Source organism: Achromobacter sp. RT286_PF (assembly GCF_059760425.1).
Genome location: NZ_JCBAMR010000033.1, coordinates 52,770 through 66,111, shown reverse-complemented (window position 1 = coordinate 66,111; position 13,342 = coordinate 52,770). Strand labels below are relative to the sequence as shown.

13 protein-coding genes and 1 pseudogene are annotated in these 13,342 nt (G+C 63.2%); 1 reads left to right on the top strand and 13 read right to left on the bottom strand.

What is annotated here, in order from left to right:
* A pseudogene (locus AC6LJY_RS21910) lies at window positions 1–407 on the top strand (hypothetical protein); the annotation flags it as partial.
* A 248-nt stretch (window positions 408–655) separates the two neighbouring features.
* Here the strand turns inward: AC6LJY_RS21910 and AC6LJY_RS21905 are convergent.
* The 13 genes from AC6LJY_RS21905 to AC6LJY_RS21845 form a co-directional block, all read right to left on the bottom strand.
* The gene (locus AC6LJY_RS21905) at window positions 656–2,680 is read right to left on the bottom strand and encodes a hypothetical protein (protein WP_498136754.1); all 2,025 of its coding nucleotides are present in this window, start codon (window positions 2,678–2,680) and stop codon (window positions 656–658) included.
* 2 nt (window positions 2,681–2,682) lie between these two features.
* Window positions 2,683–3,345, bottom strand: coding sequence for a baseplate wedge 1 family protein (locus tag AC6LJY_RS21900; RefSeq protein WP_498136753.1), 663 nt, complete (start codon window positions 3,343–3,345; stop codon window positions 2,683–2,685).
* On the bottom strand, window positions 3,345–4,796 hold the full coding sequence (locus AC6LJY_RS21895; RefSeq protein ID WP_498136752.1) for a hypothetical protein: 1,452 nt from the start codon (window positions 4,794–4,796) through the stop codon (window positions 3,345–3,347). Before AC6LJY_RS21895 ends, AC6LJY_RS21900 begins: the two co-directional genes overlap by 1 nt.
* 21 nt (window positions 4,797–4,817) lie before the next feature.
* Window positions 4,818–5,186, bottom strand: a complete 369-nt coding sequence (locus AC6LJY_RS21890; RefSeq protein WP_498136751.1) for a contractile injection system sheath initiator — start codon at window positions 5,184–5,186, stop codon at window positions 4,818–4,820.
* Window positions 5,186–5,881 carry a Gp138 family membrane-puncturing spike protein gene (locus AC6LJY_RS21885; protein WP_498136750.1) on the bottom strand — a complete coding sequence of 232 codons (696 nt, stop codon included), beginning with the start codon at window positions 5,879–5,881 and terminating at the stop codon, window positions 5,186–5,188. Before AC6LJY_RS21885 ends, AC6LJY_RS21890 begins: the two co-directional genes overlap by 1 nt.
* Window positions 5,878–6,795, bottom strand: coding sequence for a phage protein (locus AC6LJY_RS21880; RefSeq protein WP_498136749.1), 918 nt, complete (start codon window positions 6,793–6,795; stop codon window positions 5,878–5,880). Before AC6LJY_RS21880 ends, AC6LJY_RS21885 begins: the two co-directional genes overlap by 4 nt.
* Window positions 6,782–7,114: a phage baseplate plug family protein gene (locus tag AC6LJY_RS21875; protein ID WP_498136748.1), complete on the bottom strand. Its 333-nt coding sequence runs from the start codon at window positions 7,112–7,114 to the stop codon at window positions 6,782–6,784. Before AC6LJY_RS21875 ends, AC6LJY_RS21880 begins: the two co-directional genes overlap by 14 nt.
* Complete coding sequence (locus AC6LJY_RS21870; RefSeq protein WP_498136747.1) at window positions 7,111–7,740, bottom strand: phage baseplate protein; 630 nt, start codon at window positions 7,738–7,740, stop codon at window positions 7,111–7,113. Before AC6LJY_RS21870 ends, AC6LJY_RS21875 begins: the two co-directional genes overlap by 4 nt.
* Window positions 7,741–7,755: 15 nt before the next feature.
* A complete protein-coding gene (locus AC6LJY_RS21865) occupies window positions 7,756–10,296 on the bottom strand; it encodes a tape measure protein (RefSeq protein WP_498136746.1) in 2,541 nt (846 codons plus the stop codon).
* Window positions 10,297–10,438: 142 nt separating this feature from the next.
* Window positions 10,439–10,924 (bottom strand): phage tail assembly chaperone, encoded by a 486-nt coding sequence (locus AC6LJY_RS21860; protein ID WP_498136745.1) that lies wholly within the window; start codon window positions 10,922–10,924, stop codon window positions 10,439–10,441.
* Window positions 10,924–11,352 carry a phage structural protein gene (locus tag AC6LJY_RS21855; protein ID WP_498136744.1) on the bottom strand — a complete coding sequence of 143 codons (429 nt, stop codon included), beginning with the start codon at window positions 11,350–11,352 and terminating at the stop codon, window positions 10,924–10,926. The genes AC6LJY_RS21860 and AC6LJY_RS21855 overlap by 1 nt, the downstream gene beginning before the upstream one ends.
* Window positions 11,353–11,367: 15 nt before the next feature.
* A complete protein-coding gene (locus AC6LJY_RS21850; RefSeq protein WP_498136743.1) occupies window positions 11,368–12,726 on the bottom strand; it encodes a DUF3383 family protein in 1,359 nt (452 codons plus the stop codon).
* Between the two features lie 62 nt (window positions 12,727–12,788).
* The gene (locus AC6LJY_RS21845) at window positions 12,789–13,310 is read right to left on the bottom strand and encodes a phage neck terminator protein (protein WP_498136742.1); all 522 of its coding nucleotides are present in this window, start codon (window positions 13,308–13,310) and stop codon (window positions 12,789–12,791) included.
* Window positions 13,311–13,342: the final 32 nt, after the last annotated feature.

Sequence of the window (13,342 nt, the reverse complement as noted above, 5' to 3'; positions counted from 1 at the left end):
AAGCCAATTGGGAAGCGCGGCGGGGTGGCCACTACTTCGTCAACATCGACGCGAACACCTTCCGCGTGCCCGATCTGCGCGACATGTTCCGCCGTTTCACCGGAACTGACGCTGACACTGCAAATGCACGGGGCATGGGAACGGTGCAAGCCGGACGGATCCCCGCGCACATACACGAAGTGCCGATTGGCTTTTACAGCAACGTCGCCTGGTTGCATCGAGAAGCTAGCGGCGGTCCTGGCGCAGGATCCGTCGTGCAACCCGGCGGGGGGCAAGGGATAAAAATCACGGGTGAGAATTTCGGATCTTCTGAGGCTTTCAACCATGCGAAGACCTATCTGCCCACAGAGCAGACCGGAGAAACCCGGCCCGTAAACACCGCCTACCACCCCCGAATTCACGCTTAATTTAGACATGGATGCGCGGATGGTATGCAACGTTAATGGGGCGGCTTTCTGGTCCGCCGCTGGTGCCCGTGCTCCCCCCATTCGACTGCACCCAGCCGTGAGGATCGACCGCAATATTTGCGTACCCACCTACGGAGGGAATCATATTGACCACGAAATTACCGCCGGACGATGGCAAATGGAAATGGGCTTTATTGGCATCGCCCTGTCGCGAACCGACTGCCCTTGCATTTGCAGTGAGACGGACGTCATGCATGAATTCGAGGGTAATAGGCTGTGTTGCTGGGACGAGTTTCCGGCCCGCCTGTAGAACCGGTGGCGCCCGCGCCGTAAAGCGCGTACGAGCCGGCGCCAGAGTTCAATGAACCATTTCCGATACCAACCGCGAGGCTGGCATGGGTATGGCTTTGGACTTGCTGGGCTTGCGGGCTTCCCAACGGCCTCGCATTTGCAGTGTCAGCGTCAGTTCCGGTGAAACGGCGGAACATGTCGCGCAGATCGGGCACGCGGAAGGTGTTCGCGTCGATGTTGACGAAGTAGTGGCCACCCCGCCGCGCTTCCCAATTGGCTTGGGTGAGCACCAGGCCATTCTCCTGCGCGTAGCCCCACAGCGCGGCATATGCGGACTTCTGAAGAACGCCGCCAACCGCGTCCACTTCGCTGGGGAGTGGCGCCACGGTGTGGCCGTCCAGCGGCCGACCGCAAAGGGGCGAGCGGTAGCCGGTATAGAAGCTCGTGGAAACCCAATTCCAGACCTCGGCGACCTCGGCGACCAGAACTGGCCCTATGTTCGTCGTCGGCAGACTGCTCATGGACACTACCGGCAGGCGGCTATCCAACGCAGCCTGTAAGCCCGCCACGCGCGGGATGTCCGAACGGGCGAAAGCCAGATTGCTGACAGCGGCCGTTTGCGCGACGGTCTCGAACGCGGTGACCGGTTCAACCTTCCAGCCGGTCGCCCATCCCGCGACAGTCGCGCCGGCGGTGTTGTACTTTGCCATCACCTCCGAAACTGTCACAGAGGGGTAAGACCATGTCCGGTTCAGCTCGCCAAGCCAGATGCAAAGCGCGCCGGTCGAATCGGACCCGAACCGCACTGCCATATCCGATCCCACTACGCCGGCGATGATCGTCGCGCCTTGACGGCCCCACGCCTTACTAGTTTGGGCATAGCCGTGAATCAAAATCGTCACGGGCGGAACGTCGGTCAGGTATTCGAAGATATCCACCCGAAGCCGAATCATCGTGTTTGCGCCAATAGCAGCAGGCGGCAAGGTGATCTTCATGGCGCCCGTGATGGTGCCCGTGTGCGTCGAAAAGCCGCCGCCGTCCGGCAGCAAAATGTGGGCGGTCTGCCCCGATGCCGTATTTGCGCCGTACTGGCTGCCCACCGCTGCGCCGGCGCCCAGCAGGATCGGGCCGGTAACATCACCGCCCGCCTTCGGCAGCGCCTGGATATCGTCCAGCGCCTGAGCCGGCGTACGCGCCACCAGGGCGCCGGTACCTGCACCGACCAAATACGAACCGGCCGCGACCGTGGCCAGCCCCGTGCCGCCGCGGGCTACGGGCAAAGTCCCGGCCGACGCCTTCGACATGTCCAACGCGGTCACGTTCAGCACCACATTGCCCGACCCGTCAAAGCTGACGCCAGCGGCCGTGGCCCCGCCGGACACCGAGAACGTCCGCGCCGCGGCCAGCTTTGTCGCGGTGGCCGCGTTGCCGATCGCGACTTCGCCAGCGGCGGACACGCGGCCCTTGGTGTCGACCGTGAACGTCGGTACCGCGTTCGCGTTGCCGTAGCTGCCGGCCGTGACGCCGCTGGCGGCAAGCGTCAGCGCCACTGAGGCGTTGGCCGAGCCGTCAAACGTGGTGGAGCCGGTCGCATCGCCTGTCGCCGCGATCGTGCGCACCGTCGCAAGCTTCGTCGCCGCCCCGGCCGTCAGCGACGACGCCATGCCCGACAGGCGCGCGACCGGCACAGTGCCCGTCTTCAGGTTCGTAGCGTTGAGGTTCTGTTGCGCATAGCTCAACGCGTCCGTGCTGGTGGCCACCAGGGGCCGGCCGGTTACAGCGGCAAGGCTCTCCAGCTGCTGATACAGCCAGGCCAGGCGCTCGTCCGTGGTCTGCTGCACCTTGTTGAACTGTTCGACAGAAGGCGGGACCGAGCCGATATAGGCCCACCCGGTTTTGTATTGCAAGTCCGTAATGCCTTCGGTCAAGCCATTTTGCGCCCAGGTGGCCTTAAACAGTTCGAAGAAAGTAGGATCAGCCATAGTCAAATTCCTCGCGCCAGCACGCCGACGCCAAAGCCATAAAAACCCTGCTCGCGAAACCCAAAGGGCTTCTCCGTTGAGCCGGTGATAAGTTGCACGCCGACGCCGGCGGCTTGGGGCACCCACTTGTAGGGGTTGGCCATAAGTGGATCGTTGGGCCCTGGGATCCGGCTCACCCAAATCCGAATCTTCGCGTTGCCGGCGTTCTGTACGATCACGCGGGTCACGTCGAAGATGGGCTTCAACGAACTTGCGATCTCAGGCGCCGTACCGTGTCCGTTGTTCAGTGCGATCTTCCAGTACAGAAGCTTGCGGTACTCGGCGTCCAGCAGCGTGGCGGCCCCCGCGACGGGCCTTTCGTTGGTACGGCGAAACCGGGCCTCCCCGAAGCCGCCGATATTCGGCTGTCCCTCGAAACCGAAGAAGCGGATGTAAATTGCCTCATCGATGACGCGCGGCAGCCCGACGATTTCGCCGATCCCGTCCAACTGCTTGCCCACCGCCGTATCCAGCCACCGGTCGTCATACAGCGCGCGTAGCGCGCCTTGTAACCCTTCGGCCGGCTTGAGCAGGGCTTTCACCAGCGCTTGCAGGCGTGGCTTTGCCTGAAACTGCCCCAGCCAGTGCCCCCAGGCAACGTCCGCGTGATCTTGGCGAAGGTCCATCAAATCACCTCGATCCGCGACAGGTCGAACGCGGCGACCTGAAAGTCCTGAATGCTGATGTTCGCCGCTACGTAATCCGCCGGCTGTGGCACGAATGCCGCACTGGTCGAATGGGCCAGCCGGAGGTCGACCGAGGCCAGGCCCGCAGTCCGATAAATGGCGCCGTACAGGCGCTGCAGAATTACGTCCTCGCCGATTGCGAAGGCCTCTCCAGCGGCCGCCACGTTATCTGCGATCTCCTTGAACCCGCCGGGCGGAAAGGCCTGCTCCGACGGCGGCAGCAAGGTTGTCACGCAGCGCACCCACACATACACATGCTCGGGCCGGTCGAATCGAATGGGATGCTCAGCGCCCTCGGCATCCCGGACCACGACCAGCTGTTGCCCATAGGTATCGATCCCAGCGGCGACCACCCGGAAAATCGCGTTGGCCACCTCGTCGTCAAGGCCGCCGTCTGCGACCACATGGACGCTATGAGGTGGCCGCCCCAACTGGTCAGCAACGTCGGTGTTGTTCATAAACACTTTGACGGTGCGCACCCCCGCCACACGGTCGCGGACGTTCGGAGCAATGCTCGGAGGCGTCGCGGCGCCCAGCCTAAACAGACCCGTGGGATAACGAGCCCGCAGTTCGGCGTCGTTCTCGGCCAAGCGGCCCGCGACGCCGGGCTGCAGGTTCGCGACTGCATCCCACCCGTCGATTTGGGACACGATGCCGTTTAAATCGCCGACAGCGGCGCCTTCTGTGGACGCCTGCAATGTGAGCGCCAACGCTGGCGAGCCAAGCCGGACCAAGGCGATCGAGGCAGACCAACTGAATGCGGCCACAACGCGCCCATCCGTTTGTACCCGCACGGCCACGCCGTCGCTCGAGACGTCGAAGCCGCTAGGAGACAACGCACCTACCAGGCCGGCGAGAACCTGCGGCAGGTTGGCAGTCGCACCAGTGGAGTAAACATAGGGCATGCCGTCGATGGTGACTCGATATTCGGTGTTCGGCGCGACGGTGGGCTGAAGCGTGATATCAGCGGCCGCGCCCGGCAGGATCTGGCTAGCGCCGGAAATCGCCCACAGGTTCTGGCTCACCCGGTGGCGGATCAGCGCGCCGGCCGGTACGGTAGTGCCCGCGGTCCCGTAAAGCACCACGTAGGCCCTGGAGGCCTCGTCGCGGTACCGCGACACGCCCGTGAAAGACACCGACCGGTCCATAGAGACGCCAGAGGCTGAGCCCGGGTACATCGCGTAATAGACCCCCTCGGCTTGTTCCCACAGCGCCGCCTCGCGCTCGGCGAAGGTGTCGATTAAAAGACCCGTGACGCTGTCGGGGCGGGTTTCGACCGTCCCGCCGAAACCAGCGGCCTGCATCCGCGCGCGCAGGTCCGCCACGATTTCCTGCCGAATTTCGGGCAGCCGCGGCCGCACGAACCCGTCCGGCGTTACACCGTAGGCCATAGATACCTCAATAGAAATGGTTTAGGGGGTGCCCAGCTCGACGAGCCGCCGTAGGCGCCCCGCGGTGGTGTCGGCGTCAAAGGCAACGCGCAGCGCACGCTGCTGACGTTCCACCTGGAGATCCAAACTTCTAACCCGTTCGACCCCCGGCACCGCCCCAATCCGTGCGCGGAGAATCCCTTCAATACCGGCACGGTCGGGGGCCTTGATGAGCACCTCTTCCAGATACGGGACGCCGAACGTCGTATCAAGAAACCATTCGCCCAAAAAGGCGAGCAGCGTGATCTTCACCTGTTGCGCAATCCGGTCCGCGCCGTCCACGAAGGAGGTGCGCCCGAGCAAGTCCAGATCAAGGTCATGGTCAGCAGCCAGTGCGAGATCCAAAGCCATCAGGTGGGGCCCTCCGAGATACCGCCGGCGTATGGGTGTCGGTGGCTGTCGCCGATGTTCTTGCCGTTGTGCGTGATCGCCCCGCCTTCGTAGGCAACACCGCCGCGGATCCGCATCGATGCGCCGCCCTCGCCGCCCTCACCCGACATTCCCTGCGTGTACAGAAGCGGGCCGTTGACCGTGAGTGGCGTGTTGAAGGTCGTTTGCTGGGCCTGAACTGTCCAGGTCTTCACCTGAAATGTCAGGTCGCCCGCAGGCGACAGCTTCATCGTCGCGGGTCCATACTGAATGCTCACGTTTTCGGTATCGGCCGCCATCGTGCCCGGCCGAACCAAAGGTGATGCGAAAGCGTCGGATAAGTCGAACTGCCGGGGATCGTCGGGCGGCCCATTGTCGCCGGCGAGCCAGTTCTCCAAAGCCCGCGCCGAGAATGACAGCTTCACCGCGTCGCCGGCTTTCAGCGGCACCGAAATAAGCGCCTGGGCGCCGTTCACGTCTCCCACCGGCCAGCACACTGGCACCCGGACAACCTGCGGCGGCGGCAAACTGTCGCCGTTAGCGAGACGTTTGGCCAGCGCGGGCCGCGCAGTGACGAACGTGCCATCGTAGGCAACGACCTCGCCAGGCAGCGTGGTGTACACGTCCGCCAATTCGCTAGCGATGACCGCCCGCATGACTTTGACCATGTCGCTCATGATTTACCCTTCTTTTTCGGCGGAGCCGAGCGGTCGACGAGTTCCAGCTCCGTCTGCCAATCCCCGCCCTCGCTGTCACCGGTATGCCGCACGGCCTCGACGCGCTGAAACGCTTGCACCGATCGGCTTTCCAACTTGACCAGGTCGCCTGGGTTTATTGTCGGCAGCAGCAACGACGTCACCCGCCAGCCGTCACGTTGCTGGCGCGCGCTGACCAGGTTGACGTCATCGCCAGTCGTTTTGTCCTTGACCTTGGCCTTTTCCCGCGCCGCTTCACGCGTGCGCTCCGGATAACCCAGCAGCCCGGTATCCGCAGCCAGCACCACAGCCTGGCGCCGCGTTGTTCCCCGGCGCTGCACCACCTGCAGCTGCTGGTTCTGAATCGACCATTCAAGGCCGGTGCCCTGGGTCACCTTGTGCAGCGCGGTGCGGGCGGCTCCATAAAACGAAAAGCCCTGCTGCCAGCGCCGGTCCGGCACATCGTCGGCCATTACCAAGGGCAGCCCCATCTGGGCGGCGATTTCCCTGATGATGAAGCTGGCCTGGGCGCCAGGCCCCAAGCCTATGGATATCGCGGTGTCCCGAACCTCGGTAAATCCATCCTTGACGATCAGCTCGGTAACCACGTCCGGCTGTTCGAACTTCGTATACGCAAAGACCACGCTGCCCGACGCCATCAAAAGCGGTCCGCCTTCCTCCGCGTAGCCCGCGTACAAGACGCACCGCAAATCCGGCTCTTCCAGCGCCTTGCGGGTGGCGGCCGTCAGGTTATAGATGCGGATTGTGTGATCATTGGGGTCCTCATCGGCGTCCTTCGAAATATCGAATGTCATCCGAATGGGCGGCACTATTTCCACGCCCTTGGTGCCGCCCTTTCCGAGGAGAAGCCGGTAGACCCGGTTAAATCTGGCCATCTGAGACTTCCTCGGCGTTGACGTAAATCAGCGCGACTTCGGCCGAGGGCAATGCCGCCCGGCTGACCGTGTCGCGGCGGTCGGGCGAGAGGGCGACCAAATCGCCCGATGGCACCGCGAGGTGCCGATAACCACCCAGCAGGGGCGTGTCCGGCACTATTGCGATGCCGGCCACGATGATCTCGTTGTAGGCATTCTCAATGGCCAGCGTCCACAACTCTGCCTCGCTGTTCCACGAAAGGTGCAGGAAGTAGGTCACGCCATCAAGTTCAACCTCGGTCAGGCTGTCGTTCGCGTCCAAAACAGGTATGACTATCATTTTCCCCAGCCTGTCATTTTGCTCAGGTCCGTCTTCTGCCTGCCGGAAGCGTCGGTACCGTTTGTCTTACCCGCGTTGGTTTTGGTTTGCCCGGCCTTGCCGGTGGCGCTGCCCTTAGTTTTTTCCGGAGGGATGTCCGCCTGCCGCAATGTCACTTTGCGGATTCGCTTGAAGTCGGCAGATATTTCGAATCGGTCGCCGCCCTCGTTCGTACGCCCGATTTCGCATCGTTCCATCACAAAGTTCACATAGATGTCCAGGCCCGTCGTGATGGTGATGGGCAGGCGGTCCGCGTGAATCTTGCGCAACGCATCCTTGGCGCTGATCAATTTGGAGCGGCCCGCGCGTCCAGCTATGCCCCTTAGTGGCCCACCGGAACGAATGGCCCTGGCCGCGCCGGCCACCAACCCGCCAAGCAGTGACACCTCCGCCGCCGTCACCCAGCCATCCAGCGTCAGCAATTCCGACTCTTGCACCACGTGATCGGTCACCGGCGGACCGTCCTCGACTGCGTAGTCTGTCGCCCTGCTGTTAAGCGAAGTTTTCTCACTCAACAGCGCGTCCAGGGGCACCGCGCCGATGCTGGTGCCCCCATTCCAGCCAAAAATCATCGCCACAAAGCTCATGCTCCGATTCCTTAGTTACCGGCTTTCTTCAACGCCCGTGACGAAAAACCGGCTCATCGCGTCCACCGTCCGTTGGCGTCCGACGTTCATGCCGCGTTGCGCGGCATTCGCCACCGTGTCGGGGTTCGCGTTCGGCGCATGAATGGTGATGTCCGTCTTGTTCTCGACCGTGACGGCGCCGCGCCCAGTAGCGACGCCCGCTTGCGCGACGGTGCCGCCGGACACGAACGGGAGTGGTTCGCCACCAATAATTGCGCGAAGGGCCGGCGTATTTGCAAGGCCCGGCCCCCGCTTTTGACCGGTCATGATCGCCATAGTCTCCTCATCAGGCGCATCGGGAACCAAACCTTTGAACCAATTCTTGGCGGCTGCCACCTTGTCGCTGATCCAGGTCTGGATCGCCGCGCCGATTTCCTTGATCTTCGCGACCATCTTGCCGCCGATGTCTTCAAAATAGGTCCAGACACCAGTGAGCGCCTCGCGCCAGTGTTTGATTGCTCCGTCCCAATCGCCCTTGAACGCAGCGATTACTCCTTTAAAGATCTGCGTCCAGAACGCCCAAAGCTCTTCGAAGTACTGCAAGACGGGTTCCAGGAATGTCCCCTTCACCTTGGCCTTCAATGCTTCCCACGACGCCGCGATGCGGGCCTTGATCTGATCCCAGTTCTTCCAGATTTCCCAAAGCGCAGTCGCGAGCAAGACAACGCCCGTGACTATCCGACCGATGGGCGTCATCGCAAAAGCGCGCCACAGCAACGGCACTGCCGTACGGGCGAGGAACATAATCAGCCCGCGAACGGGCGACAGAATCGTCCACAGGCCATAGGCAAGCACCGAAACCGTGCCCCACTTCTTGATCCAAGGCCCCAGCTCCTGGCCAGCTCCACCGAGCAAGTCCTTCACGTAGGTCAGCGCGGTCTTTACCGCATCGATCTCCTCGCGCCAGTCTTCCACGCGGCCAATCAGTTCGCCTGTCACCGACACATCACCGCGAAGCCAACCCGCTATGTCGTCTCCAATCAAATAAATCGTGGTAAGGATCGCGGCCATGCGAAGAAGCGGCGCTAGCGTCCGGTTCCAGAGCGAAAGCATGCGCAGTGCCCCCGCAGGACCCCGGCGCAAAGCCATTGCGCTATCGAGTTTCAGCGCCGCGCGCGTGGCGCCGATCAATGAGCGGGTGAGGCCGCCAGATTGGAACGTGGCCAAACGCAGCCAGCCCAGAAGCTTTACCAATCCCCAAGACGCGCCCGTCAGAGCCAGGAGCTTGACCAGCGTGGCGATGTTGTCGGCCATAAACTCGATCGACGTGGTCACGCCGAGAACCACCGAGCGTCCCGCAGTCAGTGTCTTGCCGAAGAAGCGCTGGAAGGCGTCGTTCCATACCGTCATCGCGTCAGCGACGGTAACCGGCATGCTTTCCGCCTCGATCCGCATCTTGGCCAGCTGGGACTGCAGCGCGGGAAGGAAGCGATCCGTGGTTACCTTGCCCGCTTTGACCTGTTCAAGCAGCTTGTCCGTGGTGGTCTTCAGCCCATCGGCCAGGGCAACCTGCAGACGCGGCGCGGCACGCATGAGCGTGCTGTATTCGTCCATGCCCATCTTGCCTTGCATGATGGCCTTGGTCAGGGACGAAATGACCGATTCCTGGTCCTGCGCCTTGGTACTGGACAGCGCCATACCCAGCGACAGACTTTCGGTCACGTCCACCGTGTCTTGCGTGGTCTTGCCCAGATCGGCCATGGTGCGCCGGGTGCGCACAAACAGCTCGGCGTTGTCGGCATAGGACTTGTAGGACACGCGGGAAATCCGCGCCAGGTCTTTGTCCACCTCGGCATATTCTTGAGCCGAGGCGGTCGCCTGCCGCATGCGGGCTTCCATCTGGCCCCACGCGTCAATGTCGCCGAATATCCTCTTAACCAGGGAAACACCAAGGACGGCGCCGATGATGCCGCGCAGTCCGGAAAACGCGCTCTGCTGCTCCTTGGTCGCGCGCACGCCTTGCCATTGCGACCGTGTCATGCGGTCCTGCGCTTGACGCGCATCCTGGATCCCCAGGCGGATCCCTTCCCACGCACCGATGCCGACCTCTCGCACCGTGTGCAGACCGCCCCGCACTCGTCCGATCAGGCCGTTATAGGCGCCCTGAATCTGCGAGAACTTGCTGCGGGCGCCGGCGACGTCCACAGGGAACGACACAGGCTGCCCGCGCTGCGCTGTGTACACCGGCGCGCGGGGTGGCGTCGGCAAGCGAGGCGGCACCGCCGGCGCCGGCCTGGCGGCAGGAGGGTTGAAGGCGGGCGCCGGCGCGCTGATTGCTGACGGCAGCGGTGCCGAAGGACGCTCAGATACGACGGGCGCGGGCATCGGACGCGGAGCCCATGCGCTTGGGTGCACCCGGGCTTCCACCGCGACCTGGCGCATGGCCCGGACTGTCTTCGCACTGGCGGCGCCCATCGCAGCTTGTGCGGCTTGATAAGTCTGCTGGTACTTCTTAAGCCCGGACTCATCCACCTCGTAACGCAGGAGCGTTACCAGCTCGCGTACCGTAGTCATCATTCCCCCACTTTGCTTTGCGCCGCCTGTGCGGCCTCCTGCGCGTCCATAAGCGCGTTCAGCTTCAGGATGTCCAGGAGATCTACGTCGCCGCGCTTAACGGCGTCCAGGCTGACGTGGCGGGCCAGAATGGGCCGCCAGATGATCAGTTCTCGTTCGAAGCCTTGGTCGAACCGGCCGACAGGCTCGCCAGCTTTTCGCGGGCCGGACCAAAGCGGCCGGCCCAGCGCACCAAAGGGCCGGCGAAGTTGTGCTCGAGGATGTGAAAGAGCAGCTCCAGGATTTCCGAAAAATCGGAAAACGCCATACCCCGGTGAGCGGCCGTCAGCTTCTGCGGATCGCGACCGGCCAATTCGAACGTCACCAACTCGGCATCAATCAGCCGATCGGCCCAGCCGGCCAGGGCATCGCCGCCGAGCCGGGCAGACAGGTCGCGGAATGCTTGCAGCATCGCCTGCTCGTCCTTGGCCTGCGCTTCCCCCTCGCCGCCAAATACGGCGGCCATCATCGAGCCGGCCGCCGGCAGCACTTCCTTTTGCAGATCGCCCAGCAGCTTCAGCTGGCGGAACGGGTCGAAGCGGGAAATGCGAAAGATCGTGGTCCCGATCGTGACTTCTTTGGTGGCGCTCATCAGGTGTTACCCCCCACAACGTTGATCGACGGCCCGGTCTCGATGGTCCACTCGCGCGTGCCCACCTTGGCGCCGTAGCCAGCGTCCGGCGTTTTCACAATCCACGCGGAATCCGATGCGTGAAGCGAAGTGCCGCGCAGATCGGTAATGGCCACCGGCACAGCGCCGTTGCCGTCGGTCGATTTGTCCGCCTGGTGCAATGCGGTAAGCGCCGCATTGCTGGCGCTGGTTTGCAGCAGCGTGACGGTGATGCGAAGGCGCGAATCTCGCGACATGGAGCGGGCTACCTCTCCGTCGACGCCGGCCACGGACGAAATGCCTTCACCGATTTCGGTCACCGTCACAAAGGTGTCCTCGGCCAGGCCGGACAGGGGCAAGGCCCCCATCACGATCTTCACCTGATTCGGTGCGTAAGTTTTAACGGACATGCTCTGGCACCCCGATTACAGTTGTTGATAGGTCAGGTTGCCTTTGATCTCGGCAACGTGGATGGCGCCCGCGAGGCGCGCCGTGAATTTCAAGTCGCGCAGGATGCGGTTCGCCTTGTCGTTCGGCGAAATGCTGGCCGCGCGCGGCACCGTAATGACGAAGCCCGGGATCTTGCGGCCCGCGTCGTCAATCTCGTCCGGCGCGATAAGGCCCCGCGACTGGCCCAGCATCAGCGCTTGCCGAATCCCGTTGACGATGACCAGGATGCCGGCGTCGGTGTACGGCACTTTGCCGTCCGCATTGATGAGCTGCGAAGCAACGTTGATCTTGACCTGTTCAGCCAGCCAGTCGCGCCCGCGGATCACGTCGATCCATTCACCGGCGGCCACCTTGCCGTTCTGCGTCACTGCAAAGTTGCGCATCTGCTCGAAGGTGTTGGCGTTCTTGGCGTGGGCGGCAAGGGCCTGGCCCTCGGCCAAGTTGTCATAGCTGACACCTGCCAAACGGGCGTTCGCCCACGTTTCCCCGCCCGGGTAGTAGGTGAAACGGTTGGCCGCGATCGCAGCTTCAAGGGCTTCCGTGCCAGCCCGACCGTGGTACCAGACGTGCGTTCGAAAGTACTGTTTCTGTTGGCATTTGGAAGCGATGTCGCTGGACACGGCCGCATCGATGATGCCGGCTTGATCGCTGGAGACGCCAAACAACCGCTCGTTCGACTCAACCCATTCCGCCGCATCCAGCACGTCCGCCTCGATGCGGCTGGCCAGCGCCACGCCGTACCAGTCCGCGCTTTCACGCAGGCATGCATTCAGCGCCGCGGACGGCGTTTCGGTGCTCGCCGGCGCCGCGAGCTGGAGGTTCCCCTTCGCCGAAATGGCGACCGCCTGGCCGGTTTGGTTCGCGGTGATGGACACTTCTGCGCCAACGGCGACTGCTGTCACAGGCGCATTCGCTGCGGTCAGCGCGGTCACCAGCGCCGTTGCGATGGTCTGCGGGGTGCTGCTGGCCTCGCCCGACACCGCCGCCTGCGCCGTCTTGATGTCACCGGCCGCGTCGCGCCACGTCATCGTGATCGCATAATCGGAGAGCGATGCCAGCGTGACGGTAAGCCGGGAGGTGTCCACCTGCCGGCGGCCGACAAAGACGCGGGTAACCGTGGGAATCTGTTTAAAAGCGTCGCGCACCGCGATGTACAGAGGATCGTTCGGCGCGATGCCCAAGTCCAGCAGTTCGCCGGGCTCGGTCACCACCATGATGCGATTCACTCCCATTGCGTGGGCGCCCAGGACGAGAAGGTCAGAAAAGCTCTGTTCCTTGATCGCCGTAGTGTTCAGGGAGATCGCCACGTTGACGATCCGGTCGATTTTTGCCATGTGCGGCTCCAATGAAAAAAGCCGCCAGAAGGCGGCCAGATGGCGAGTGCGCGTCGCGGCCGCTATGGCGCGGTCACGACAGTCGCGGTAAAGGGGGATTCACCCGGCGTCAGCCCGCCGGAAGTGGTGGCCGTGCCGGTGACGGTTTCAATGATGCCGACGAATGCGGTATGAACCCGGGTGTACCGGATTCCGAGCTCCAGCAGCCCGCGACGCTCGAAGTGCACGGCGTCTCGCAGCACCGGAATGCTCTGCAGCCGCCCCACCTCGAACAAGGCCAGGTGCAGGGCCTCAGCGCGATCCTCGTACAAGGGATGGCGCAGCTTCAGCGCAAGATCGCCGAGCGCGTCGTAGGCGGCGGCACCGAAGCTCTGCAGCTCTACGGTCGCGTCCTCATGCTGGTGAACGGGTTGATCGCCATCATCTTCAGTCCGGCCGGTCTCAGCGCTGCTGAGCTTCGCCCACCGCACGGCCAGCACGATGTACGGCATGTCTGGCCGTGGGCCGTTGCCGTCAGCAAAGATCACGGGCGTGCCGGCGGCCGCGGCCTCGACCAGCTCGAAAATCGCGTCTTCTGGGGTCATGGTGGTCCACATATCTGAAATTGCATCGATGG